The following is a 26,794-nucleotide window of genomic DNA, read 5'->3' as shown; positions in this document are numbered from 1 at the left end:
TGAACAAGTTGCGCGCTTAGCGCGGCCAAATCGCCCAAAGCCGCAGGGGTTGTTTGGTGCGGCTGGCGCTGTCTTCGGCGGGGCTGCCCCAGCCCCAGAAGTAGTCGGCCCGCACGGCGCCGACGATGGCCCCCCCCGTGTCTTGCGCCACCACCATGCGTTGCAACGGGCGCGGCGCGGGGCCATTGGGCCCATGGCTGCGGCCCATGCTGGGTTCGGTGCTGGCGAGCCACACAGGGGTGCCGTAAGGGATGCTGTCGCGGTCCACGGCGATGGAGCGGCCGGGAGTGAGCGGCACGCCTTGGGCGCCGCTGGGGCCGACGTTCGGATTCGGCAGCGCTTCTTCGCGGAAGAAGACGTAGCGCGGGTTGGCGGCCATCATCTCGCGCACTCGCCACGGGTTGTCACGCGCCCAAGCTCGGATGGCCGACCAGCTGGCTTGTTCCAGCGTAAACGCGCCTTGCTCCACCAGCCAGCGGCCGACCGATTGGTACGGCTGCTCGTTGTGACCTGCAAAGGCCATGCGCACCAGATGGGTCTGGCCGTCGGGCTCTTGCAGCATCAGCCGCCCGGAGCCTTGGATGTGCAGCACCAAGGCGTCGATGGGGTCGGCCAGCCACGCGATTTCTCGGCCACGCAAGGCGGCTTGGGCGCTGGCCAAGGTGTCGATCTGGGCGCGGCTGTACCACGGCTTGCGCTGGCCCAGATCCGCCGGTGGGCCGTACAGCGGGATGGAAAAACGCCGGGTTGGCACCCGGCTGGCTTCGAGAAAAGGCTCGAAGTAGCCGGTCATCATCCCGGTGGTCTGGCCGTCGAAGGTTTCCACCCGCCAAGGGCGCAGCCAAGTATGAAAAAACGCGCGCACCTCGATCTCGTCGCGGCGGTCCACGGAGTGAGCCATTTGGCAGGCGATGCGCCAGACCGGATGGGGGCGTTCGCAACTGCGTAGCAGCGCTGGCCAAACCTCGACCAAGTTGTCCTGACCCCAGCCGGGCAGGGCACCCCACTCGCTGGCCACCCAGCGTCCGCGTGGGGTTTGAAACGTGGGCGGATCGAGCAGTTCGGGCTCGGGGATGCGAAATTCGGCGGGCAGTGGATTGATCCAATCCGGATGGATGTTCAAGCTGGGGGCCGGACTGACCCCGTTGGTGGTGACCGGGGTCAGCGCCGGCATGGAGGCGCTGACTCCGGAGACCGGTGTTGATGCGGCAGGGGCCACAGCCTGAACCACCGTGGGTATCGGCCGCTTGGCGGGTGCTGTGCTGCTGGGGCGCGGGGTGGATGGAAGCGAGGAGTGGCACGCGCTGAGGTTCAACGCGAGAACACCCAGACCGCAAAGCAGCCCGAAAAGAGAACGACGCATGGGGTCAGCGGGGGTGCGTCAATGCAGGGCTTGAGCCAAGGCCAGCTCGAAGGGCGGAATCGGGCTCTCGAAAGCGTGCGCGCTGTCGGTCATGCCGTAGTAGGTACCGCGCATCAAGCCGCGTGGCGTGGCCAGTTGGGTCCAGCTGGTGTAGGTGAATTCTTTGCCGGGGGCGATCAGCGGCTGATGCCCGACCACCCCAAGGCCGCGGACTTCTTCGGTGTTGCCGGTGCCGTCGGTGATCAGCCAGCGCCGCCCCACGAGCTGTGCGGCCACGTTGCCGGTGTTGCGGATCGTGATGGTGTAGCTGAAGGCGTACAGCGGCTGCCCGGCGTCAGATTGCTCCGGCAGGTACTGCGTGACGACGGTGCAAGTGAATTCAGGATGTTCCATGTGACCATTCTAGGAGGGCAATTCTTTCTAGAATGGGGTTGCCCCTGATGCGACCCGGGCATCCGAATGCTTCGTGTCGAGTTATCCACATGTTCGAGGAGATCTCCATGGCCCCTTTTCTACCCGCTGACCCGCTGTTGGCTCCCCGTCCGGTGGAACGCCAAGTGCTGGGTCGCCCAACCCATGACGGCGATGGCGTGCGACTCACCCGGGTGCTGACGCAAGATCTGCAACGCCGTCTGGACCCCTTTTTGATGCTCGACGCCTTTGGTAGCGACGCGGCGGCGGATTACATCGGCGGCTTTCCCGACCACCCGCATCGCGGTTTTGAGACCGTGACCTACATGCTCGAAGGACGCATGCGCCATCACGACTCGGCCGGTAACGCGGGGCTGTTGACTTCCGGTGCGGTGCAGTGGATGACCGCCGGGCGCGGCATCGTCCACAGCGAAATGCCCGAGCAAGAAGAAGGCCGCATGGAAGGCTTCCAGCTTTGGCTGAACCTGCCAGCACACGACAAGATGTGCTCGCCTTGGTACCGCGATATCCCGGCCGCCGACATCCCGCGCTTTGACCACGCCGGGGTGCATGTGCAGGTGATCGCGGGCAGCAGCCACGGTGTGGCGGGCGCGGTCGAGCGTGAGGCGACCGCGCCGATCTATCTCGACGTGCATCTGGCCCCGGGTGCGGTGTTCGAGCAGGCGTTACCGCCGGGACACAACGCTTTTGTCTACGTCTACCGGGGGGAGTTGGCCATCGGCCCAGCCGAGGCCGCCACGCCGGTGGGGCCGCAGCGCATGGCGCTTTTGGCCAACGGCGCTGATCTGGACGGCGTGCGTTTGGCGGCGGGCGCGGCGCCAGCGCGAGCGTTGTTGATCGCCGGCCGACCTTTGGGCGAGCCGATCGTGCAATATGGGCCATTCGTCATGAACACCGAAGCGGAAATCCGCCAGGCGTTGACTGATTTCCGGGCGGGGCGGCTGTGAAGATCTTGAAGTGGGGTGGATGGACGCTCGTGGCGCTGGCCTGTGGGGCCGGCGTGGCGTGGTGGAAGCTGGCACCGATGACCGTGCAGGTGGGGGTTGTCACCCAAGGCCCGGCCATCGAGGCGGTCTACGCCACCGGCATGGTCGAGCCGACCGTGATGGTGCCGGTGTCGCCGCGCAGCGGCGGGCGGCTCTTGACGCTGGACGTCGATGAAGGGGCTGCCGTGCGCAAGGGCCAAGTGCTGGCTCGGCTGGACGCTGACGATTTGCAGCACACGGTCGAAGAGATGCAGGCCCGCGCCAAGCTGGCCCAGACGCAGTTGGACCGCACCCGCACCTTGGTGCAGCAGCAGTTCCTCTCGCCCGCTGAACTCGACCGCACCCGCACCGAACTCGACGCTGCCCGCGCCGCCTTGGAGCGCGCCCGCGCTTTGAGCAGCTACAGCGTGCTCACGGCGCCTGCCGACGGCGTGGTCTTGAAGCGTGATGGCGAGAAAGGCCAGTTCATCGCGGCGGGTCAAACGGTGTTCACCTTGTCGTGCTGCGCGCCGCTGCGGGTGGCAGCCGAAGTGGACGAGGAAGACATCAGCCGGGTGCAGATCGGTCAGTCGGTCAGCTTGCGTACCGACGCCCTGCCGCAACAGCTTTTTGACGGTGAAGTGGCTGAAATTACGCCCAAAGGCGATCCGGTGGCGCGCAGCTACCGGGTGCGTATTCGCTTCAAAGAGGCCAGTACGGCGGGCATGCAGGCGCTGCGCACCGGCATGACCATGGACGCCAACATCTTGATCGCCCGGCGCGAGCAAGCGCTCTTGGTGCCGGCGCAGGCGGTGCAAGCCCCTGCCACCCATGAGCCGCTGCTTTGGAGCGTGGGCCCCGAGGGCCAGTTGCATCGCCACAGCGTGCGGCTGGGCGTCAAGACGACCGAGCGCATCGAGATCATCTCGGGCGGCATCAGCTCGGACATCCACGCGGGGACGCAGGTGGTGTTGCAGCCCACCGAGGCGCTGCAAGAGGGCCTGCATGTGCGTGTTGTGCGTGCTGTGCATGCGGCGCAAGCCCTGAAATGAACACCCGCATGAACACGCGTTTAGCGGCTTTCCACGTCGCGCTGCGGGTGGCGGTGGATGTCGCCTTGGGGCACCTCACCAGCCGCAAGCGTCAGACCTTGGTGTCGCTCACGGGGGTGGTGCTCGGGGTGGCGTTTTTCTTGGCGGTCTCGTCGCTGATGCGTGGCTCGGAGAAAGACTTTTTGCAGCGCTTGGTGGACAACAGCGCGCACATCACCGTCTACGACGAATACCGCCAAGCCCAGGCTCAGCCCGCTGAGCTGCGCTGGCCCGAGGCGGCGGTCGAGGTGCGTCACGTCAAGCCACAGCGCGAGACCCGGGGGATTCGCGGTTGGCGCGAGCGACTGGCTGCGGTGGAGGCCTTGCCCGATCTGCGCGCTGCGCCGGTGCTGGTGGGCTCGGCAGTGCTTAACTTTGCGGGCCGCCAGCAGGCGGTGTCGCTCAGCGGCGTGGTGCCCGAGAAAATGCACGCCGTCAGCACCATCGACGCCAAGATGATCGCCGGCACGCTTGATGCCCTGAGCGCCAACCCGAACGGTGTGATCTTGGGTCAAGGCTTGGTGGACAAGTTCAGCCTGCACTTGGGCAGCACCATCAACGTGGTGGCCGGTGAAGGGGCGAGTCGCTCGCTGCGCTTGGTGGGGATTTTTCGCACCGGCAACGCTGGGTATGACGAAGGCCAAGCCTTTGTGCTGCTCAAGCGCGCCCAAGCGCTGTTGGGTCGTGAAAACCGCGTCAATCGCATCATCGTGCAGCTCACCGACGCCTACGACGCCAAAACCGTGGCGCAGACCATCGAGGCTTCCAGCGGCTACAAAAGCGTGTCCTGGATCGAAGCGTCTGAAGACTTCATCAGCTTGCTGTTGGTGCGCAACTTGATCATGTACAGCGTGGTCTCGGCCATTTTGGTGGTGGCCAGCTTTGGGATCTACAACACCATCTCGACCATCGTGATGGAAAAGACCCGCGACATCGCCATCATGAAATCGATGGGCTTCCACGCCAGCGACATCCGCAACATTTTTCTGCTTGAAGGCTTGATCGTCGGCTTGATCGGCAGCGCAGCGGGCATGTTGTGCGGTTGGGGCTTGATCGAGGCCTTGGGCCAAGTGGCGCTGAAATTGCCCGGGGTGCAAGAGCTGACGCATTTGCCGGTGTGGCGCGGTCTGGATCAGTTCGGTTTTGCCATGGCCTTTGCGATGTTTTCTTGCGTGGCGGCGTCTTGGCTGCCGGCGCGGCGGGCGGCGCGGGTTCACCCGGTGGATATTTTGCGGGGGGTGGCATGAGTAGCGTGGCTGGTGTGGCTGGTGTGGGCGACCGGCATGACGTGATGATCCGCGCCGAGGATGTGGGGCGGGAGCTGGCGGGCGAGGTGCCAGTGACCTTGGTGCAGGGTGTCAATCTGGAGATCCGGCGTGGCGAGTTCGTTTGCATCATGGGCCCCTCGGGCTCGGGCAAGTCCTCGCTGCTCTACCTCTTGGGCTTGCTCGACATGCCGAGTCGGGGCCGGATCTGGATCGACGGCCAAGACACCAGTGCGTTTGACGAAGACGCCCTGACCGATTTCCGCTTGGCCCGGTTGGGCTACGTGTTTCAGTTTCACTTTTTGCTGGCCGAGTTCAGCGTGCTCGACAACGTGTTGCTGCCGATGCGCAAGCTGGCGCGGCTCAGCGACCAAGCCGCGCGTGAGCGCGCCTTGGAGCTGCTGGGGCGCTTTGATCTGCGCGATCAGGCGCGCAAGTTTCCGCATCAGCTCTCGGGTGGGCAGCGTCAGCGGGTGGCGATTGCGCGGGCGCTGGCCAACGATCCGCAAGTGATCTTGGCCGACGAGCCCACCGGCAATCTCGATTCGGTCTCCAGCACCAACGTGCGCGACATCCTGCGCGACTTGGCGCACGACCTCGGCAAAACGGTGATTGCGGTGACGCACGATGCCAATTTCTCATCGGCGGCTGATCGGCGCATTCCCATCGTCGATGGGCGCATTGACCTGGCTTGGTTGCCGGGTGCCTGAGCTACACTCTGCGGCCATATGTTCACCCCGCGTCAACGTCATCACGGCTGCCTTCACGGCCACGCATGCCTGCCCAGGTCGAGCGACCGGGGAGCTTGGCCCTGGCGTCGCTGATCGCCAGGCGCTGATGTTTTTCCAGCCGGGAACCCGAGCCCTTTTGCGGCCCACCCCCCGCTGCTTCTGAACCCAGTCTGCCCTCGGCCTTGCACGCGTCTCTCCCCGCGCCGGAGGTCTGCTCGCTGCAAGGTTGGTGGCTTGCGGAGCATCCAACGTGATCACCGAACTTGAATTCCAACATCTGGCCGAGCAGGGCTACAACCGCATCGCGCTCGTCAGCCAAGCTTTTGCCGATCTCGAAACCCCCTTGTCGCTTTACCTGAAGCTCGCTGGCGGTCAGCCGCGCAGTTTCTTGCTGGAGTCGGTGGTGGGCGGCGAGCGTTTTGGGCGTTATTCCTTCATCGGCCTGCCGGCCCGTACCCTGTTGCGCACCACCTTGGGCGTGACCGAGGTGGTGACCGACGGCGTGGTGGTGGAGCGCCATGAGGGCCATCCGCTCGACTTCATCGAGCGCTATCAGCAGCGCTTCAAGGTGGCCTTGCCGCCCGGTGGTTTGCCGCGTTTTTGCGGCGGGTTGGCTGGTTACTTCGGCTACGACACGGTGCGCTACATCGAGAAAAAGCTCGCCGACACGCGCCTGCCCGGGGGCATCGGCACGCCCGAGATCTTGCTGTTGCAAACCGAAGAGCTGGCGGTGATCGACAACTTGTCGGGGCGGCTGTATCTGATCGTCTACGCCGATCCTGCCCAAGCCGGGGCCTATGCCCAAGCGGCGCAGCGTTTGCGTGATCTGACCGCGCAGCTCGGCCAAAGCGTCACCGCCCCGCCGGTCAAGCGCAGCGCCAGCCATCCGGTCGAGCGCGAATACGCCCGCGAGGACTTTGAAGCGGCGGTCTTGAAGGCCAAGGAGTACATCGCCGCCGGCGACTGCATGCAGATCGTCATCGGCCAGCGCATCAAGAAGCCCTACACCGAGCACCCGTTGTCGCTGTACCGGGCGCTGCGTTCGGTGAATCCGAGCCCCTACATGTATTACTACGACATGGGCGACTTCCAGATCGTTGGCTCATCGCCCGAGATCTTGGTGCGCCAAGAGGCCCGGCAAGTGGCTGGCAAGCCGGAAAAGATCGTCACCATCCGCCCGATTGCCGGCACCCGCCCGCGTGGGGCCACGCCGGAGCTTGACGCCGCGCTGGAAGCCGAACTGCTGGCCGACCCGAAGGAGCGCGCCGAGCATTTGATGCTGATCGACCTGGCGCGCAACGACATCGGCCGCCTCGCCCAAACCGGCAGCGTCAAAGTCACCGAAGCCTTCGGCATCGAGCGCTACTCGCACGTGATGCACATCGTCAGCAACGTCGAAGGCGTGCTCAAAGACGGCATGAGCAGCTTGGACGTGCTGCGCGCCAGCTTCCCCGCTGGCACCCTGAGCGGCGCGCCCAAGATCCACGCCATGGAAATCATCGACCAGCTCGAAATCAGCGAGCGCGGCATCTACGGCGGTGCCGTCGGCTACCTCAGCTTCGCCGGCGACATGGACGTCGCCATCGCCATCCGCACCGGCGTCATCAAAGACCAAACCCTCTACGTCCAAGCCGGCGCCGGCGTCGTCGCCGATTCCATCCCCGAGATGGAATGGAAAGAAACCGAAGTCAAAATGCGCGCCGTCATCCGCGCAGCGGAATTGGTGGAAGAGGGGTTTTGAGGGGCGGGTGGATGAATAGGTGAGGGCGAGGCGCTGAGAGGCCTCGTTCTTTAGAGTAGCAACAAATATTTTGTCATCTTGGTGTGGCAGATTTTAAATCCGGTTGTGTATGTATTGGTTTGCGTAGGCCTCTGCCTTTTTTTGTTGCTCAAGTTTATTTATATATTCCATAAGATTTGTGTCTGTTTTATTTTCTTTTATGGTAACCAAAGTTGGTATGCATAGCGTGGCTATTGTTCCGCTCTTGTCTGAATTGTGTGCAGAGTCACGTACGTGAAAAAATACTATTTCTTTGACTTCTATTGGAAATTGTTTGCGTAGGGCATTTATTCCTTCTTGAAGGATATGTAGTATATCTTCGCCATAATTTATGGCTTCTTCCTTTGTTGGAATCCTGCCTTTGTGGATAACATCATTTCTAAATTTGTAATTGTTGTTTGATGGTAGCTTTGGGAGCTTATTGAATTGAGTTGCCCACATGAGTGAGAATGCGCCTAGCTGCCTTTCTGATTGGCTGCTGACTGATTTCCAGCATTGTTGAAATAGATTATCTGATTCAGATGATTTGTAGAGAAATACTCTAATGGCAAATTCATAGAACCGCTCTAGACTGGATGTGAATGATGATACTGCCTCTCGATAGTAACCGTCAATAATGGCGTAAGATCCAATTTCAAAGAGAACCTCGAACTTTTGAGATTGAAGTATTGTTATTGTTCTATGTCCGGAAGAACAAGTCAATTCGTAGCGGCTGTCATCACGAAATTCTACGTGACTAATCTGAGGGGTTGATTTGCTAGGGCAGTCCATGCATAAGATTCTTAAGCGCATTATTCTTTCATGTGATTAGTGGTTGCTTTGAAGAACAGGTTTCTGTAGCCACCATACCCGATAATAATGTCTCCTACATTGACACTGTACCTTGCACCATCTCCCGTTCTCACACACGCTGCCAATGTGGCAGGCCGAAATGATGATGTTGATGGCGGCTAGATGGGTCGCGGTGTAGGGTCTGCCGTTATCAAATTCGTGTGAATGGTCCAAATCGGTAGCGAAACCGTTGGGGTTTTATAGAATTTGTGTAACACGCAGCATGGTCGGTGCCTGACGCTGTGCGTGTTATCCGCGCGCCATCCGCCCAATCTCGCCACTCTCAAGCACGCTGCTGGGGTGGGTGCCGGTGATGACGGCGTTGAGCATGGCTTGGCCGACTTGGACGCTGGTGAGGGCGTGTTCGGGCAGCCAGTGGGTGAGCAGGGGCAGGATGGGGCGGGTGAGGGTGTAGATGAGGCGGTAGGCCAAGGTCTTGGAGCGCACGCCGTGCAGCGGGCGGATCAGGCCGGGGCGGAACATGTAGGCGTTTTTGAAGGGCAGACGCAGCAGGGCGTTTTCGGTGCGGCCTTTGACGCGCGCCCACATGATCCGGCCTTGCTCGGTGCTGTCGGTGCCCGCGCCGGACACATAGACGAAGCGCATCGCGGGGTTGGCCGCCACCAGCAACTTGGCCACGCCAAGCGTCAGGTCGAAGCTGATGCGGCTGTACGCCGCTTCACTCAGGCCGCCGGCCGAGACGCCCAAGCAAAACAAACACGCATCGAAGCCTTGCAACTGATCGGCCACGGGCGTGCAGTCGAACAAATCGGCCTGCACCACCTCACTGAGCTTGGGATGGCTGCGACCCGTGCTTGTGCGGCCCACGCTGCGAATGTGGGTGACGCGCGGGTCCAGCAGCGCCTCGCGCAATACGCTCTGACCCACCATGCCGGTGGCACCGAAGAGAAGAATGTTCATGTCGAGCTTGATCGGGCGGCGCTGAGGGGGAAGGCTGAGGGAGAAATGCGGCCGAGTGTATCGCTGCCTCGAACGGGGGTGTGTCGTGATAATCATGGTCACCATGACTAGAAAACAGCCTGCATCACCTCCGCGTGCCGTCACCGGACCACAACCGGGATACTGGCGTCTTCAAGATGCCAAGGCCCGTTTCAGCGAGGTCGTGCGTCGTGCGCACAGTGACGGACCGCAGCATGTGACGATGCATGGGCGTGATGCGGTGGTGATCCTCGACGCGGCCGATTTCCGCCGTTTACAGGGGGGGCAGACGGGTCAAGTGTTGATTGATGCGCTCCAAGCTTCGCCCTCGCCAGACCTTGATCTAACGGTGTCGCGCTGTGCGATGCCTGTTCGGGATGTGGTGTTGTGAACGGCTGGCTACTCGATACCAATGTCATTTCCGAACTGCGCCGCCCGCGTCCCGATCCGCGTGTGGTGGCTTTCGTGGCGGCCCAAGCCTTGGATCAGCTGTTCATCAGTTCGGTAACGTTGGCTGAAATCCGCTTTGGCATTGAAAAGGTGACTGATCCGCTCCGCCGTGCCGAATTGCACGACTGGCTAACGCACAAGGTCCGGCCGATGTTTGGCCAGCGTGTCTTGCCGGTGTCTGAGGATGTGATGTTCAAGTGGCGGTTGCTGGTCGAGGAGGAGCGCCAGAGTGGTCATCCCTTCACCCAACCGGACTTGATCATTGCCGCCACAGGTTTGTTGCACGGCTTGACCGTGGTGACGCGCGATACAGGTGACTACGCCCGGTCGCGAGTGGTCTTGTTCAATCCGTGGCTCGATGGATCGGCCGATTGACCGAAAATCCCACCCTAGACCTCACAAGAGACTGATCCCTGTTGGATCGCTGCCCCTACGCTCTTCAGAAAGAACCGACCATGCCTGTCTATCGCTCCAAAACCTCCACCGCCGGCCGCAACATGGCTGGTGCTCGTTCGCTGTGGCGTGCCACGGGCATGAAGGACGGCGATTTCTCCAAGCCGATCATTGCCATCGCCAATTCCTTCACCCAGTTCGTGCCGGGTCACGTGCATTTGAAGGATCTGGGCCAACTCGTTGCGCGTGAGATCGAAGCGGCGGGCGGTGTGGCCAAGGAGTTCAACACCATCGCCGTCGATGACGGCATCGCCATGGGTCACGACGGCATGCTTTATTCGTTGCCCAGCCGCGACCTGATCGCCGATTCGGTGGAGTTCATGGTCAACGCCCACTGCGCTGATGCGCTGGTGTGCATCTCCAACTGCGACAAGATCACCCCGGGCATGTTGATGGCGGCGATGCGCCTGAACATTCCAGTGGTGTTCGTCTCGGGCGGCCCGATGGAAGCGGGCAAGGTGCAATTGGCCAATCCGACCACGCACAAGATGGAGTTCAAAAAGCTCGACTTGATCGACGCGATGGTGATGGCCGCCGACGACAAGGTGTCGGACGCCGACGTGGCCGAAGTGGAACGCTCGGCCTGCCCAACGTGCGGTTCGTGCTCGGGCATGTTCACTGCTAATTCGATGAACTGCCTGACCGAAGCGCTCGGCCTGTCGCTGCCGGGCAACGGCACGGTGGTGGCCACCCACGCCGACCGCGAACAGCTCTTCAAGCGTGCCGGCCGTCTGGCGGTCGAACTGTGCCAGCGCTATTACGAGCAAGACGACGAAAGCGTGCTGCCGCGCTCCATGGGCTTCAAGGCTTTCGAGAACGCCATCACGCTCGACATTGCCATGGGCGGCTCGACCAACACCATCTTGCACATCTTGGCCATCGCCCAAGAAGCCGAGATCGACTTCACCATGGCCGACATCGACCGCCTGTCGCGCGTGGTGCCGCAGCTGTGCAAGGTCGCGCCCAACACCAACAAGTACCACATCGAGGACGTGCACCGCGCCGGCGGCATCATGGCGATCCTGGGTGAGCTGGACCGCGCCGGCAAGCTGCACACCGACGTGCCGACCGTCCACGCCAAAACCATGAAGGACGCGCTGGACCAGTGGGACATCGCTCGCGACCCGAGCGAGGCCGTCAAGACTTTCTACATGGCCGGCCCGGCCGGTGTGCCGAGCCAGGTCGCGTTCAGCCAAAACACCCGCTGGCCGAGCCTGGACCTGGACCGCGCTGCCGGCTGCATCCGCTCGGGCGACCATGCGTTCTCGCAAGAGGGCGGTTTGGCGGTGCTGCGCGGCAACATCGCGCTCGACGGCTGCGTGGTCAAGACCGCTGGCGTCGATGACAGCCTGCTGGTCTTTGAAGGCTCAGCCCACGTGACCGAGTCGCAAGACGAAGCCGTGGCCAACATCTTGGCCGATCAAGTCAAGGCCGGCGACGTGGTGATCGTGCGCTACGAAGGCCCGAAGGGCGGCCCCGGCATGCAGGAAATGCTCTACCCGACCAGCTACATCAAGAGCAAGGGCCTGGGCAAGGCCTGCGCGCTGCTGACCGACGGCCGCTTCTCCGGCGGCACCTCGGGCCTCTCCATCGGCCACTGCTCGCCGGAAGCGGCAGCCGGCGGCGCGATCGGCCTGATCCGCAACGGCGACCGCATCCGCATCGACATCCCGAACCGCCGCATCGACGTGCTGCTGAGCGATGACGAGCTGGCCGCCCGCCGCGCCGAGCAGGACGCCAAGGGCTGGAAGCCGGTCGAAGCACGGCCGCGCAAGGTCAGTGCCGCGCTGAAGGCGTATGCGCTGCTGGCGACCAGCGCGGACAAGGGTGCGGTGCGGGATCTGTCGAAGCTGGAAGACTGATTCCGCTCGGATAACCGCCGCGCCGACATGGCGCGGTGGGCTCAAGACTGCAATGCTGCGAAACAATGCTTTGCATTGCTACTGAATACAGCATCCAGATTTACCCCATCAGGTAGCGCCGCCAAGATTTCGAATGGGTAACGATCCCAGCGACGCTCTTGAGAGAGCATCAACCAGTCGCTGCCGTACATCAACCGCTGGCCAACTACTGGATTCTCCTTCACGGCCTTGTCGAGTTTCTGTCGTGCGGCGCAAGTTGCCAGTCCTTTTCGGCATCGCAACTCATCCCAATAGCCGAGATCCCCATACAGTCCGGCTCCTTCAGGCGTGGCCATCATCCTCGCGAGCTCGTCGTTCCAGTTATCGTGCGACGAATCACCACCGAAGTGACCGAGGTTGACTTTGGCCGGATGAGTCGACCCTCTTTCTGTGATCAAGGCTTGCCATCCGATGGGTCCGGCAGCTTCGTTGTGTGCGTCATCACTGCCCATGCTGTTTCCGGTGTGGGCCATCACAGGAACGTTCCGCTTGCTGCACTCATCCCATAACTTCAGGAGCACCCGATCCAAGTCAGTAGTTGAGGGCATGCCTGGCGTTGTAGGGATGTTGGGTGAATGGGTGTTCCCAAAAGGCCTGAACCCATTGGGCGGGTAGATCTTCACGCCCACGAAGCCGCGCTTATCCAGGGCGTCGAGCACGCGGGCCAAGGTCCTCCCGTTGTCCAGTACATCGCTCCATGGGTTGTAGGCGACCAGTGGTCGCATGTAGCCGCCCGACAGCTGCGAGAGTAACTGGTGCAGCTTGATTTGGTCCTCGTGCGCTGTGCGGGGCAGTGGCTTTAGCCAATGATCAAAATCAACAAGCGCGCCAAAGACTTGGTCCACGCCAAAAGCCGAGTCACCGGTGCTGTAGGCGCGTTGGTAGGCCACCAAATTCATCCAGCGATAGCTCAGCATGTATCCGACAAAAGCCAACACGCCGTCGGCGTAAGGAGGCGGCTCTTCAGCTCCGTACAACTCCACGTCTGGCGCTTGCGACTGGAGATCGCGCTGCATTGCTTTAAACAATGAAGTTTCATTTAACGATGACGCATCCACCCCTTGAATCCGAAAACGGGAACGCGCTACGCCCTGAGTTTCGTTGTAGATGCGAACGAATTCAGGAACCGCTTTTAACTGTTCATACAATCGGCCAGAAAGCTCCTGCAGATATTTCTCGCGCCTTTGATCAAGGATGCGAAATCTTTCTTCTTCACTCATCACAGTGAAAGATGAGCTACCGGCAAGCGTTAACAGTTCATTGAATTCGTCAAAGGCTCGCGGTGCCGTGTTGCCTATCCACTCAGCAATGGGTGCCAGTGCTTTCAATAGTTCGCCAACAACTCCACCCTTCGAGTGTGCGACAGGGCCTGCAAGATAGCCTCGAATGGGAACGTCCCTAGCATTGAAGAAGTGTGCGTGTACGTCGATGACATGCGCAGGAGAACCGACTGCTCTGTTAATCTTTGCGGGTTGAAAAACTGCATTCAATCCTGATGGCAGCTCCGCCAATATCTCCTGCTTACGACACGGCCAAAACGAAGCGCAACCTTGAATGCCAAGCACGGGGACGGCCGCAATCAATCGCAGCAAAGATCTGCGGCTATGCATTTTTACGTGGGAAGTCATCATCAATTTTTCACAATAATCAGAATTGCAATCAACGGCAGCGCTGAAGCTCTGTTCCGCACCTCGAGTGAATCTCGTACCCGGCCGCTGGCGCGGCAGCCGGGACCGCAAAATAGGTAGCCGGAACAATTAATGCAGCGTTCGCCGCACTATCTACTGCGGCACGTGCTCCCGAGAAACTTGCTGCGAAGCCATTTTGCAAAGTGCTTCGAGAAATGTACTCGCGCATCCAGTCATGGGGGCCGGCGTAGGACTCAATGATTGAGTCCTGCCACGACCCAGCTGCATAAGAAGAACCACCGAGACTGCCAGGGCCTGCTTGCCAGCCACCGAACGTACAGTCAGCACCGCACTGCTTACTGAGATCGATACCCTCTGGGTAGCGCCCCCCACCTAGCTTGTAGCCATCGCCCAAGAATCCTTTGCTCTGGCCTGGCTCCCCAATGTTATCAATCTCATTGCCAAGACTATCTTTTCCGATCCCCTTTGATTTTCCGATCTGATCGTTTCGCATAGCACTATTTGCCCAACTCAGCGCGGAGACGATCGCAGCAAACTTGAACCCCTCCTCGAATCTTTGACCGCGCAAAGTCGAACCGAGCCCACCATTGGCAGCCTCATAAAAGACTCGTTGAAAGGAATAAGAGGATCCAAATTTCTGCGCAACCCCTCCAGTAATGGCCCCAGTTATTGCTCCAATAGCAGCTCCCTTTAGCACATCATCGATGGTGCCGCCATATAGGATCGGCCCTAGCGCGCCAACTGCAGCGCCGGATATCATTCCCCCCATTACTAGCCCGTAAGCCGACACTGCCATAGGTCCGAGCACGACGGCCGCAGCAATTATTGCAACAGTCCTCCAGTTCTGTTGGAACCAATTGCCCACCTTATGAAGTTGATCGCCAATCCAACTAAGGGGCTTTCCAACTACAGCATCAAGCACGTCGCCAACGACGCCCGCCGCCCCGCGAAGCAAACCTCCCAGAGCATTTCCAATGTCGCCCAGGGAGAAATATCCACTGGGATCCACGAGACGCATCGGATTGTTCAGCACATAGCTATACCGATTGTGCGACTGAGAATACCCGAGGTATTGAATGAATGGATCAGGGCTGACGAATCTAGCAAGTGAAGGGCTGTAGACCCGCCCACCCATGTGCACGAGTTCCAGGTTATCCAGATGCTCGTGCCCTGTGAACCCTTGTCGCACGGAGAAATAGGCGCCTTGGTCTGCTTGTCGGCGCTTTCCCCAAGGGTCGTAGTCAAAACGCTCGAGCACATCCCCGCGTTCGTTGAGCGTCGCGCGAAGTGAGCCCAATTGATCCTTTACAAAGTAGGTCATGCCAGTGCTGACCTCACTGGATCGCAGCGGGTTGTTCATCACCAGCATGCTGTACATCGGCGCAGCATGTCGGAACGGGAAGTGCCAATAGGTTGTCTCAAAGAAACCCAGTGTCCCGGTCGGCGCGGAGATGAAGTGCCGCACACGGGTGCGCTCAGGCGTTGGATTGAACGGAGGGGCATAGGCCTCTCTCACGATTTCAGTGTCGCCGAGATAGGTGACCTCAAATCGTGTCTCCCCTGAGCGAGACTGTTGAGTGATCAATTCGCCATCCGCGCCGTAGCGGAAGCTGGATTGGTTCCGGCGGCCTTCAGAGATGCTTGTCACCCGTCCTTCCGAGTCGTATGCCAGCCTCTTGTCGCCAAGCTGGACCATGTTTCCAGCGGCGTCGTAGGAGAACGAGGACTTCGCCCCGTTTGCATCCTGCAAGCCGCATAGCGTTCGGGTCCGCTCGCTGTCGCAATACTGGTAGGTACCGGTGTTTGACTTTTGAAGGATGTTCCCAAGCGGGTCGTAGCTGACCGTGACGCGCTCTCCCATGACTTGCGCAGCACTTGTGATGCGGTTCAGCGTGTCGTATTCGAAACGCTCTGTCTTCTTGTTCGCGCGGTCTGCACGCTGCAAGACATTGCCCACCAGGTCGTAATCCAGCGTGAAGTCCTGAATGGCTGCTCCGGTCGCGCTGCGCGCAGACGATGCCGTCAAACGTCCAGAGTCAACATCAAACGTCTGTGTATTGACGACGCCGTTGCCCAATCGCTCCTCGGTAACTCTGCCGAGTGCATCCACATTGAGAGACTCCCATGCGGTCTTCGCTTGGGCCGACCCGGCAATGAGCACGCGGCGCCAGAATCCGCTGTTGTCATAGGCGTTCGCCACGATCAAGCCAGACGAATATTTGCGCTCTAGCGGTCGGCTTAGTTCGTCATAGCTTTGCTCGATGCGCGAACGGTCCGTCCCCACCTGGAGATCAACAGCACCCACTCGCCCATAACTATCGTAATTGATGGCCCGCGTCGCTCCCTGTGAGGATTTGACTGCCACCAGGCGACCGATGGCGCTCGGGCCTTGGTCGAATTCGTAGTTGGCGACGTCTGTTTTGGAGCGGCGCTCAACCAAACGCCCAAGCCCGTCGTACTTGAGATTGACCACTTCCCCACGGGCATCGGTTTGTTCAACGAGCTCCCCAAAGCCGTTGTACTTGTAGATCCATCGGCCGAGAGTCGGATCATTCAGCGCGATGCGTTGACCGGCGAGGTTGTATTCCGCTGTCGAAACGTGGCCAAGGGCATTGACGATGCGCGTCGCTTTGCCTGAAGCGTCGAATTCGAACTGGGTGCGCCCCTTAAATGGATCGACCGTGAGCGAGGTTCTCCCTCGCGCATCCTTCTCGATCACGGTCTCACGCTTGAGCGGATCAACAGCGATCGTCTTCAGTCCCTCATAGCGCGTGGACAAGACGACGCTATCCGGGCGACGCTCTTCGATCTGACGATCCAGCTCGTCATACCGCCGCACTGTTGATCGCGCCTGGTCCCCCTTAAATCGTGGGAGAGTCGAACGGACAAGGCGGCCCAAGGCGTCATAGCCGAACTCTACGATCACCGCCTTGCCTTCGAAGCCAGTTGAGGACTGCCAGCGCGGGCGCCCAGCCGCATCGTGAGCGGATACGGTGGGAGGAAGCGTTCCGACCTGCTTGGTTACTGTGAATGCCAGTTCACCGGAGCCGGAGAAATCAGTCTGCGTTGCCGTCACAACACCGGTTGCATCAATTTCCTGACGGACGCGCCGCAGAGAGTCGTAGCGAACGATTTGCTGAAGCCCATTCGGATCAATCCTCTTGGTGATCGCGCCTGAAACCTCATCAAACTCCGCCCGGGATGTGTGGCCGAGGTTATTCGTGGTGGAAATAGGGAAGCGCCCCAGGGCGTCGTATTTCACTCGAGACGAACGCACCGCTTCGCCAGTCTTGACGGAGGTGCGAGACGTCATTTTGTTGCCGAAGAGATCGCGCTCGTACTCGATTACTGACTCTGATGGCGAACCCACGAGAGACGCCTCTTTGACCAATTGGCCAGTCTTGGGCGAATATGAGAACGCGGCGCGCCTGGTCTGAGAGGGCTTGCCTGGCGAAAATTGCATGACGGACGAGCCAGTGAGTCTGGCCAGATGCCAGTCCACCAAGTTGTCGTCATACCGGTTAGTGGTTTCAGACCCTGATCCATCGGCGAATGTCGTCTTGATCTTGGTTGGGTTGCCGTTGTCGTCGTATGTGAACTCATCAAGCTGACTGCTTAGGGCAGCACCCTTCAAGTCGGCATTCGTGCTCTCTGTTCGATCAAGCTTGACTCGTACAATTTCAGGCGTGAAGCCTCCGTCAATTGGAAGCCCGGTTCGGCGGAGCTGGGAAAAGCTTGAGTTCGATCGCGAGATCTCAACTTTCGATCCATCACGCAGCTCCTGTGTTACCAATGTGGAGGAGATGTTGCCGACAAGACCATCCTGCTGCACAAATTTGACGATGGTCTTTCGTTTGCGTTCCTGATCCGTTATTTCTTGAGTTGAGAATCCGAACGACTTTCCCGTGCTGGTATCGACGCGATAGCCTTTGTACTTATAGGACGACGTGCGCTGAGGAACCCCGGGACCCACTACCTTCAAATCTGTAGCGACGTATCCAGGCATCGGCGGATCGAGAACTGGATACTCTGGACTTCTTTCGTCTTGCTGGTCAGCCTTTGTTCCAAAATATGCCTTGAGCGCCGCGCCCGCTTGATCAAACGCTATCCCAATGTAGGAGCGGTAGGTCAAACTGGATTGCCGTCCGAGGCCATCTACTACCTCGGCTAGGAGATCGGTCTTGTAGGGTCGACTATCAGGGGCAGCGAATGGCTCGTTGATCCAGATGGCGGATGCGGTTTCTGACGCGCTTCGCTTGTAGATCTGCACTAGGTCAACAATGCCATCTCCGTTCAGATCCAGTGGACGCACACCTAGATCCCCCCGACCCTCTTCAGCGAAGGGCAAAGGGGGGGCATAGGCATCGAGATCTGCGTCCGACTGACTGGGTTTGCTGATCCACCCAACGCCAGAGTTCAAGTAGACACCCTTCTCGTGCGTTCCGTTGGTGAGTATGCGGTGGTAAACGACATCGACCAAACCATCCGCGTTGACATCTAACAGCCTGTAGCCTTGGTCGCCCTTGGTATTCTTCATCAAGGCATCAACCGGCAAATCGTAGGCTTTCTCGTATATCCAACCGGCCCCTGTGTTCAGGTATGTCTTATTGACCGCCTGGGAACAAGAGCCTTCACAACGCTCTGCGTAAATCAGATCAGGTAGTCCGTCACCGTTAACGTCCTGGAAACTAACTTGGGTCGCCGATATTGCACTAGAAGCTGCATCGCTATCGTCAGAGTCGATGCGATGTAAAGGGGTATAAGACGGCGAGAATATCCACTTTCCATTTCGATTCAAGTACGCACCTTGAATCCACTTCTCCTCAAAAGGAAGTGGGCGGCCATCCGCGATCCTTTGCTGCTTTTCTTCATCCGTCTCCCTCTTCGGAACCGCCGAACGGAATCGATAGACCAGGTCTGGAAGTCGGTCTCCGTCAACATCTATCAACTCAACGCGATTGTCTCTAACGGCTGAAAGTGGACTCCCGGATTCGCCGAGATCTTTCCGATATGGACGAACAAATGGAACGGGAGGCAACACGTCGACTCCCGTAGATTCGACCCATCTACCGACCTTCTGACCGGCCGCATTGGTCTCGATTCTGTTTAGGAAGACTCTTTGAACGAGATGGGGAATCCCTTGAGGATCATCCTCTTCCCTAGATACGACAAGATCAGTCAAGCCATCGCCATTGATATCAACAGCGCGTACACCCAAAGAGCCAACCCCCTCTCGGGCGAACGGAACTGGTGGAACATATCCAGCGTAGCGACCTTTGAATATTGGATCCGTGACACTTTTCCAATAGCCGCCCTCTTGATTCACTGGAATGCTGTTTTTGCATTCCGGCATTAAGCTGCAATTTACATATGCCTCAAGTACAGGCGGCTTGGATGAATCTGCAGGTTGATACGCATACAACAGATCAGTTAATCCATCTCCATTGATATCGACAAGAAATACGCCGGTATCCTTTAGGTCCTCCGAAAACGTTGGTCGCGGGAACTGGTATCGCGGATCAGGAAACCAGGGTTTATCGCTTCCAGGTTGAAACACATAAGCAACTTTGACCAGCTTTCCGTCCGATGTCTTCTTGGTATATGCGATATCTGCGAATCCATCGCCATTGAGGTCCGGAAATCGAACGCCGAGATCGGCCTTATCAAATTGAGCGATAGTTTCCGGTGGTGTGAGCTGCGCATCAATGCGCCAACGTCCACTGGAATAACTGTAGATGCTCGGGCGACCTTGATCCTTGAAGTACGCAAGCTGAGTCTTGCCCTTGCCGAGCAATTGAATTGCAGCGAAAGCGGACTTTCGTTCCGCGACACTGTTGAGCAAAGGTTCCGGGGGCACATACGAGCTCTCAGAGACCCATTCGTTTGCGTCAATCCTGTACGCGCCTGATTTCGGTCCAGCAGACGATTGGCCTTCACGCCAAAAGATAAATTGAACGCCGTCCCCTCGGAGATCGCCCATCTCAGCAAGTAGTTGCCCTGCATTTAAGCCGGTCTTACGATAAAAATAGGTATCGGGGAGAGGGCGCGAGTCGAGTTGAAATCCTTTGCTCGTCGCAAGCCAAGCTTGCTGAACCGATCGACTGCCGACCTTATAGGCAATGACAACATCTTTGCAGGTGTCGCCATTAATGTCTGCCAGCTTTAGTGCTGCGCTATGTGGCACGGGGTCAAACGGCACTAACGTCTGAATGTCTTTGAGTGGATCCCAACCTTTAGGTGTTGACCGGAATGCACTTCGAACAGCCGTACCGTCGACCTTTAGAAAGTTGTAAACGAGCTCGAGCCCCCCGTCGCAGTCCACATCCAGGGCATAAGCGCCATTCAGTTGACCATCAGCGTCAGTTGAGAACGGAAGCGGAGGCGCGAACTCTGGAAGCTGAACCCATTGGTTCCCAACTAGGCGGGCTGCGCCGGACTTCGGGGTCTGGTTCGGCGATGACCAAAGAAGAACGGGCTGCCTCTTGCCTTGAAAGTCGATCCACGTGCGCAAATAGCGGCCATCACGAGAAATCTTGAAACCCAGCCCTGCGTTTGCAATCTGCCGCCAGCCCTTGCTTTGATCGGATAAGTAGGTGAAGTCGTCTGTCAGGATGTCGTCGAATCCATCACCGTCGAGATCAGCGACCAGATAGGATTTGCCCACCAAGTCAACGGGCGGGTTCCACTTCGTGTCGAGCGTTACCGGATGCGCGCTGGTCTCGTACTCGAAAGCGCCGCTTACACTCTGACCGGCTGCGGTAAAGCGGTAGAAAAGCTCTAGACCGTTTTTTCCCTGTATATTTGCGAATTCAAAATTCTGCTTTCCAGTAACGTTCACAACGTCATCTGGAAGAGTTTTCTCGATCGCTTTCCAGCCGCCCGCAGCACTAGAGTACAGAAATTGAAGTGGCCGATACGAGAGACCATCAGAGCCTGACTCGGTCAGAGATAGCAACTTCTGCGCTGGCCGGAATTTGTCGGCCGCTTCGAAAGTCGGTTTGTATTCGCGGAGTACTTTGCCTCGATATGAGCTAACGATACGCGTCAACAGTGTCTTTTGGGACACCCTAGCCCCCAACACGTACCTGATATCGTATGGGCTAATTGTGGAGTACTCGAAAGCGACCTTTGCGTAGGGCTGCAGCTTTGCTTGGTCGTTGCCTGTATACGAAACCTCCAGAAGCCGATGATCAAGTCCTTCGATAACATAGGCAAAGGTCATGTAGTTGCCGACACTGTCCTCGATCCGATCGCATAGCCATGTCAATATTGGGCCGTTTGGCCCCTGCCTCACTCTCGAAGAGCTCGCACTGCCGAAGGAGAGCTTGAGGCCTGCCCTCGTGTTGACCACGATCCGTTGTGGGCCTCGATCATTCCAGTCATATGCCCGGATTCGCGAATAGTTGTCGATTCTTGTTCGAAACTCTCGCGACCCATCAGCATTCACTGACACCTGCACCAACTTCTCGCCGTCCAGATAGAGGGCGTCTTGTTGATCAAGGTAAACGCCACGAACGGCTCCGTCCTCGGGGATGTTCCGCGGTCCTCGCTGAACCGAGGATATGCCTCCAACTGACCAACCGAATCCAAACGCCGACGGGCCGCTTCTACTGTTGTAGGCGAGGACCAGTTTTGGCTCGATTCCGGCAGTGCCTGGCGGAACACGGATAGGGATTGAATAGCCTACGCTGCCGTCCGGCCCCACGTTCACCTGACCGTCCGTTGTACCTGGTGTAACGCTGACTGATACCGCCTCAACGGAGCCACAAACAAGCAGAGTGAACGTGAATAGGGCAAGTCTTAATGCGTTGCGCACCTTGGATATTGGATCCAGAAGTGAACGAGTGGAGCGTATATCCATCAACGGAACTCCCAGACATAATTTATACCGACAGTTGCTCCACTCGGTCTACTTTGCAGGGTGCCTTGGTTTAGATTTGAGTCGGTATACCCAACGTGGTAGTGCAAGCTTTGATTTGCATCCAGCTGCGACCTTCCCATCAGTCGTATTGACCACCCGTCGGTCTTTAGAACGTCCGTTTTCCAGCTATTGGCACTTGCGCGGAAATCTATCTGATAAATGCCGCCCCGCCACATCACTTGCGAGGCGCCAATCGAGACCAAACGACACGTTCCAGAAAGGTCGTTTTGGACTGTTATATCGAGCTTTGTGGATGAAAGACTATTTGAACTGGCGGTTAGGCTCGCGGCCGTGCACCCGCTTGAATAAATGCCGTCAATCCGTGCATGCACAATCCCAATATGCAGGTCCATGTAAGGCAGCTTGTGACTGTATGTCGCCAACAACTCATAGGCGCGAGGTTCCGCAGATTGTGTGGACTGATCCAGCGCGCCTGACAGTGACCAGCCTCGGTAAGTCGCCGTCCCTCCCAAGCGTACGGACGCTGACTTCTGCAGCAGGAGGTCTCTGAATTCATTCGTTATGCCCAGACCGGAAGCAATGATGAAATGGGGTCCAAGGTCTGAAAAATCATGGGGCGGTGCATCAGCCTGTGCAGAAGCCTGTGACGTCCCCGTGACAACCAACCCAAACGCAAGTGAAATTTTCCATGGAGGAGAGGATAAGCTTCCAAAAAAATTGATCAAAACAGCATCGGAAGTGCATCTTTTTTTGAGTGATTTGGACGCTGTAACGGTCATGCACTTTCCCTCTCAGACGGTCTTTACATGTTCTACTTGCTTTATTGCGAACTCACACAATAAATCTGAAGTCAAGATTTACTCATTGATTCAGATTGATTCCGTGACTTTTTGTCAATATTGCGCCTGTAGTCTGTCTGTGTGTAGATAGGGCTAACCATAAGAAGACCCTTCGGCAACGGCACGGTGGTCGCCACCCACGCCGACCGCGAGCAGCTCTTCAAGCGCGCCGGCCGCCTGGCGGTCGAACTCTGCCAGCGTTACTACGAGCAGGACGACACCAGCGTGCTGCCGCGCTCGATCGGCTTCAAGGCGTTCGAGAACGCCATCACGCTCGACATCGCGATGGGCGGCTCGACCAACACCATCCTGCACCTGCTGGCGATCGCCCAGGAAGCCGAGATCGACTTCACCATGGCCGACATCGACCGCCTGTCGCGCGTCGTGCCGCAGCTCTGCAAGGTCGCACCCAACACCAACAAGTACCACATCGAGGACGTGCACCGCGCCGGCGGCATCATGGCCATCCTGGGCGAGCTGGACCGCGCCGGCAAGCTGCACACCGACGTGCCCACGGTCTACGCCAAGACCATGAAGGACGCGCTGGACCAGTGGGACATCGCCCGCGCCCCCAGCGACGCCGTCAAGACCTTCTACATGGCCGGCCCGGCTGGCGTGCCGAGCCAGGTCGCGTTCAGCCAGGCCACCCGCTGGCCGAGCCTGGACCGTTCTGAAGGCTGCATCCGCTCCGGCACACACGCCTTCTCGCAAGAAGGCGGCCTGGCCGTGCTGCGCGGCAACATCGCTATCGACGGCTGCGTGGTCAAGACCGCCGGCGTCGATGACAGCCTGCTGGTGTTCGAAGGCCCGGCGCACGTGGTCGAGAGCCAGGACGAGGCGGTGGCCAACATCCTGGCCGACCAGGTCAAGGCCGGCGACGTGGTGGTGGTGCGCTACGAAGGCCCGAAGGGCGGCCCCGGCATGCAGGAAATGCTCTACCCGACCAGCTACATCAAGAGCAAAGGCCTGGGCAAGGCCTGTGCGCTGCTGACCGACGGCCGCTTCTCGGGCGGCACCTCGGGCCTCTCCATCGGTCACTGCTCGCCGGAAGCGGCAGCCGGCGGCGCGATCGGCCTGATCCGCAACGGCGACCGCATCCGCATCGACATCCCGAACCGCCGCATCGACGTGCTGCTGAGCGATGACGAGCTGGCCGCCCGCCGTGCCGAGCAGGACGCCAAGGGCTGGAAGCCGGTGCTGCCGCGTCCGCGCAAGGTCTCGGCGGCGCTGCGTGCCTACGCCAAGCTGGCGACCTCGGCCGACAAGGGCGCGGTGCGGGATCTCTCACTGCTGGATTGATGTGGATTTGATGGGGATGGATGTCTCTAGAGGGGCGTCCATCCCCTCGGCCCCCTTTCCCAAAGGGGGCGAAGACGGTCGATGCAGGTGATAATGGTCTGATGCTCTCCATGTGCACACCCCTCTCCATGCTCATCGGGCGTCAGCGTTGGCGTCAGCCTACAGCCTGACCCCCCCCCCGGCGCCTTATCGGGCGCGCTGCCTATCCCGATGTCCCTGATTTGTGTTTTATCGCTGGTTGAACTGGCTGCGTCAGCCCACGTGTCATGGGCCCAGACCGTCACCATGCGCCATCCACAGGAGTGAGCTTTCATGCTGCTGATGATCGACAACTACGATTCCTTCACCTTCAATCTGGTGCAGTACTTTGCTGAACTCGGAGAAGACGTGCGGGTGCACCGCAATGACGAGATCTCAATCGCTGAGATCGAGGCGTTGAAACCTGACCGGCTGGTGCTTTCGCCGGGGCCTTGTTCGCCCGCCGAGGCCGGGATCTGCATCGAAAGCATCCGCCACTTTGCGGGCAAGCTGCCGATCCTCGGTGTCTGCTTGGGTCACCAAAGCATCGGTGCTGCTTTGGGCGGCAACATCGTGCGGGCGCAGGTGCAGATGCACGGCAAAGCCGAGACGATCACCACCGATCAACACGGCGTGTTTGCCGGCTTGCCAGCGCAGTTCAGCGTGGTGCGTTACCACTCGCTGGCGATTGAGCGGGCCACGCTGCCGCACGATTTGGTCGTCACCGCCACCAGCGCCGACGGCGAAATCATGGGCGTGCGCCACCGGACGCTGGCGATCGAAGGGGTGCAGTTCCACCCCGAATCGATCCTGAGCGAGCACGGGCACGCGATGTTGAAAAATTTCCTGGCCATGCGCTGATGGGTGGCCCTGATGAATAGCGCTGAAGAGAGCACGAACATGACAATCACCAACACCGAAGCCTTGGTCCGACTGGTTGAGCACCGCGAGATCTTCCATGACGAGATGCTCAGCCTGATGCGCCGCATCATGAGCGGCGAGATGTCGCCGGTGATGATCGCGGCCTTGGCCGTGGGCCTGCGTGTCAAGAAGGAAAGCGTCGGTGAGATCGCTGCGGCGGCCCAAGTGATGCGCGAATTCGCCACGCCGGTGGCGGTGAGCGACAAGACGCATCTGGTGGATTTGTGCGGCACGGGCGGTGACGGCGCGCACACCTTCAACATCTCAACCACCGCCATGTTTGTGGCGGCGGCTGGCGGCGCACGCGTGGCCAAGCACGGTGGGCGCAGCGTGTCGTCGAGTTCAGGCAGCGCCGATGTGCTCGAAGCGCTGGGGGCCAACATCAACCTCACGCCCGAACAAGTGGCGGCCTCGCTGGACGCCTGCGGCATCGGCTTCATGTTTGCGCCGAATCACCATGCCTCAATGCGCCACGCTGCGCCGGTGCGCAAAGAGTTGGGCGTGCGCACGATCTTCAACATCTTGGGGCCGCTGACCAACCCGGCCGGGGCGCCCAATCAGGTGATGGGTGTGTTTCATCCTGATCTGGTGGGTATTCAAGTGCGCGTGTTGCAGCGCTTGGGCTCGGAGCATGTGCTGATCGTCCATGGCATGAACGGCATGGATGAAATCTCGCTCTCGGGCGAAACCATGATCGGTGAGTTGAAGGACGGCCGGATCACTGAGTACGTGGTGCACCCTGCGGATTTCGGTCTGCCGGTGTATGACGCCCGGGTGCTGCGCGTGGCCAACAAGGAAGAATCGGTGCAGTGCATCCAGCGCGCCTTGGCGGGCGAGGATGGTCCCGTGCGCGACATCGTGCTGCTCAATGCGGGCGCGGCGCTGTACGCCGCTGACGTGGTGACCTCTATCGGCGACGGCGTGCGTCTGGCGCGTGAGGTGGTCGCTTCGGGCAAGGCCTTGGCACGGCTGAGCCAGTTTGTGGCCGTGACGCAATCCTTCAAGTTCTGAGATCGGGTCGGACGCCATGACTGACATCCTGAAGAAAATCGTCGCCACCAAAGAAGACGAGTTGCGTGCTGCTTTGGCCCAGCGCTCTTTGGCCTCGATGCGGGCTGAGGCTGAAGCGCGCACCGATGTGCGTGGTTTTGAAGCCGCTTTGCGCGCCAAGGTGGCCGCAGCACGACCCGCTGTGATTGCTGAGATCAAAAAGGCCAGCCCAAGCAAGGGCGTGATCCGTGCCGATTTCCGTCCTGCCGAGATTGCCACGAGCTACGAGCGTCACGGCGCGGCCACCTTGAGCGTGCTGACCGACGTGTCCTACTTCCAAGGCGCGGTGGCCTATTTGCAGCAAGCGCGGGCTGCTTGCGCTTTGCCGGTGCTGCGCAAGGATTTCATGATCGATGAATACCAAGTGCACGAAGCGCGGGCCATGGGGGCGGACTGCATCTTGCTGATCGCCGCGTGCTTGAGCGACGCGCAGATGGCCGACTTAGAGGCCGTGGCGTTGGCGCATCGCATGAGCGTGCTGGTCGAAGTTCACGACGCGCAGGAGTTAGCGCGCGCGCTGCGCCTCAAGACACCGCTGGTGGGCATCAACAACCGCAATTTGCGCACCTTCGACGTCACCCTCGACACCACGCTGGGCATGCTGGCGGACGTGCCTTCAGACCGCTTGCTGGTGACTGAATCCGGCATCTTGGGGCCACAAGATGTGGCGCGCATGCGCGCAGCTAACGTGCATGCCTTCTTGGTCGGCGAAGCGTTCATGCGCGCGCCCGATCCGGGGATGGCGCTGGCGGCGTTGTTTGGCGGATGAGCGCGGCTGAGACGGCTTTGTTGCCGGATAACCGGCTCGCGCGTCCGCTGGCCGAGGCGCTGCTGTGCGATGTCGCCCCGGGCTGGGGTGAGGTGATCGAGGCTTTCCTTGCTTCACCCAAGGGGCGCTCCTTGGGTCAGGCGGTGGATGCGCGAGTCGCCCAAGG

At 59.5% G+C, this 26,794-nt stretch carries 17 protein-coding genes and 1 pseudogene; 12 read left to right on the top strand and 6 right to left on the bottom strand.

All coding sequences use genetic code 11. The features are described 5' to 3' along the window. Nucleotides 1-16: 16 nt before the first annotated feature. Both mltA and apaG read right to left on the bottom strand, forming a co-directional pair. A complete protein-coding gene (gene mltA / locus AB3X39_RS10750) occupies nucleotides 17-1,363 on the bottom strand; it encodes a murein transglycosylase A (protein ID WP_369417377.1) in 1,347 nt (448 codons plus the stop codon). An 18-nt stretch (nucleotides 1,364-1,381) separates the two neighbouring features. Then, nucleotides 1,382-1,756, bottom strand: a complete 375-nt coding sequence (gene apaG, locus AB3X39_RS10745; RefSeq protein ID WP_369417376.1) for a Co2+/Mg2+ efflux protein ApaG — start codon at nucleotides 1,754-1,756, stop codon at nucleotides 1,382-1,384. A 107-nt stretch (nucleotides 1,757-1,863) separates the two neighbouring features. On the opposite strand from apaG, the gene AB3X39_RS10740 reads away from it, so the two are divergent. The 5 genes from AB3X39_RS10740 to trpE all read left to right on the top strand — a co-directional run bounded on the left by AB3X39_RS10740 (nucleotide 1,864) and on the right by trpE (nucleotide 7,588). After that, nucleotides 1,864-2,742 carry a pirin family protein gene (locus tag AB3X39_RS10740; protein WP_369417375.1) on the top strand — a complete coding sequence of 293 codons (879 nt, stop codon included), beginning with the start codon at nucleotides 1,864-1,866 and terminating at the stop codon, nucleotides 2,740-2,742. Further along, complete coding sequence (locus AB3X39_RS10735; protein ID WP_369417374.1) at nucleotides 2,739-3,812, top strand: efflux RND transporter periplasmic adaptor subunit; 1,074 nt, start codon at nucleotides 2,739-2,741, stop codon at nucleotides 3,810-3,812. Before AB3X39_RS10740 ends, AB3X39_RS10735 begins: the two co-directional genes overlap by 4 nt. Nucleotides 3,813-3,820: 8 nt before the next feature. Continuing rightward, a complete protein-coding gene (locus AB3X39_RS10730) occupies nucleotides 3,821-5,098 on the top strand; it encodes an ABC transporter permease (protein WP_369417373.1) in 1,278 nt (425 codons plus the stop codon). Beyond that, nucleotides 5,095-5,826 (top strand): ABC transporter ATP-binding protein, encoded by a 732-nt coding sequence (locus AB3X39_RS10725; protein ID WP_369417372.1) that lies wholly within the window; start codon nucleotides 5,095-5,097, stop codon nucleotides 5,824-5,826. The genes AB3X39_RS10730 and AB3X39_RS10725 overlap by 4 nt, the downstream gene beginning before the upstream one ends. 271 nt (nucleotides 5,827-6,097) lie before the next feature. Then, complete coding sequence (gene trpE / locus AB3X39_RS10720; protein WP_369417371.1) at nucleotides 6,098-7,588, top strand: anthranilate synthase component I; 1,491 nt, start codon at nucleotides 6,098-6,100, stop codon at nucleotides 7,586-7,588. Between the two features lie 93 nt (nucleotides 7,589-7,681). Here the strand turns inward: trpE and AB3X39_RS10715 are convergent, their stop codons facing one another. Continuing rightward, complete coding sequence (locus AB3X39_RS10715) at nucleotides 7,682-8,398, bottom strand: hypothetical protein (RefSeq protein WP_369417370.1); 717 nt, start codon at nucleotides 8,396-8,398, stop codon at nucleotides 7,682-7,684. 309 nt (nucleotides 8,399-8,707) lie between these two features. Then, nucleotides 8,708-9,379 (bottom strand): NAD(P)H-binding protein, encoded by a 672-nt coding sequence (locus AB3X39_RS10710; RefSeq protein ID WP_369417369.1) that lies wholly within the window; start codon nucleotides 9,377-9,379, stop codon nucleotides 8,708-8,710. 103 nt (nucleotides 9,380-9,482) lie between these two features. On the opposite strand from AB3X39_RS10710, the gene AB3X39_RS10705 reads away from it, so the two are divergent. The 3 genes from AB3X39_RS10705 to ilvD all read left to right on the top strand — a co-directional run bounded on the left by AB3X39_RS10705 (nucleotide 9,483) and on the right by ilvD (nucleotide 12,162). After that, the gene (locus tag AB3X39_RS10705; RefSeq protein ID WP_369417368.1) at nucleotides 9,483-9,788 is read left to right on the top strand and encodes a type II toxin-antitoxin system Phd/YefM family antitoxin; all 306 of its coding nucleotides are present in this window, start codon (nucleotides 9,483-9,485) and stop codon (nucleotides 9,786-9,788) included. Beyond that, on the top strand, nucleotides 9,785-10,222 hold the full coding sequence (locus AB3X39_RS10700; protein ID WP_369417367.1) for a type II toxin-antitoxin system VapC family toxin: 438 nt from the start codon (nucleotides 9,785-9,787) through the stop codon (nucleotides 10,220-10,222). Before AB3X39_RS10705 ends, AB3X39_RS10700 begins: the two co-directional genes overlap by 4 nt. 80 nt (nucleotides 10,223-10,302) lie before the next feature. After that, nucleotides 10,303-12,162 carry a dihydroxy-acid dehydratase gene (gene ilvD, locus AB3X39_RS10695; protein ID WP_369417366.1) on the top strand — a complete coding sequence of 620 codons (1,860 nt, stop codon included), beginning with the start codon at nucleotides 10,303-10,305 and terminating at the stop codon, nucleotides 12,160-12,162. Nucleotides 12,163-12,203: 41 nt separating this feature from the next. Here ilvD and AB3X39_RS10690 read toward each other — a convergent pair whose 3' ends face one another. After that, a complete protein-coding gene (locus AB3X39_RS10690; protein WP_369417365.1) occupies nucleotides 12,204-13,829 on the bottom strand; it encodes an amidohydrolase family protein in 1,626 nt (541 codons plus the stop codon). Between the two features lie 31 nt (nucleotides 13,830-13,860). Further along, the gene (locus tag AB3X39_RS10685; RefSeq protein WP_369417364.1) at nucleotides 13,861-21,711 is read right to left on the bottom strand and encodes an RHS repeat-associated core domain-containing protein; all 7,851 of its coding nucleotides are present in this window, start codon (nucleotides 21,709-21,711) and stop codon (nucleotides 13,861-13,863) included. 974 nt (nucleotides 21,712-22,685) lie between these two features. Here AB3X39_RS10685 and AB3X39_RS10680 point away from each other — a divergent pair. The 4 genes and pseudogenes from AB3X39_RS10680 to trpC all read left to right on the top strand — a co-directional run. Then, nucleotides 22,686-23,870, top strand: a pseudogene (locus AB3X39_RS10680) (dihydroxy-acid dehydratase domain-containing protein); the annotation flags it as partial. Nucleotides 23,871-24,182: 312 nt separating this feature from the next. Continuing rightward, entirely contained in the window at nucleotides 24,183-24,749 is a 567-nt protein-coding gene (locus tag AB3X39_RS10675) for an anthranilate synthase component II (protein WP_369417363.1), read from the top strand. Between the two features lie 39 nt (nucleotides 24,750-24,788). Continuing rightward, nucleotides 24,789-25,820: an anthranilate phosphoribosyltransferase gene (gene trpD / locus AB3X39_RS10670; protein ID WP_369417362.1), complete on the top strand. Its 1,032-nt coding sequence runs from the start codon at nucleotides 24,789-24,791 to the stop codon at nucleotides 25,818-25,820. Nucleotides 25,821-25,836: 16 nt separating this feature from the next. Beyond that, the gene (gene trpC / locus AB3X39_RS10665) at nucleotides 25,837-26,628 is read left to right on the top strand and encodes an indole-3-glycerol phosphate synthase TrpC (protein ID WP_369417361.1); all 792 of its coding nucleotides are present in this window, start codon (nucleotides 25,837-25,839) and stop codon (nucleotides 26,626-26,628) included. Nucleotides 26,629-26,794: the final 166 nt, after the last annotated feature.

Origin of the sequence: Leptothrix ochracea, assembly GCF_041083635.1 — a bacterium.
Lineage (GTDB): Bacteria > Pseudomonadota > Gammaproteobacteria > Burkholderiales > Burkholderiaceae_C > Sphaerotilus > Sphaerotilus ochraceus.
Note: the sequence above shows the minus strand (reverse complement) of the source record. Positions and strands in the feature narration are given on the sequence as shown.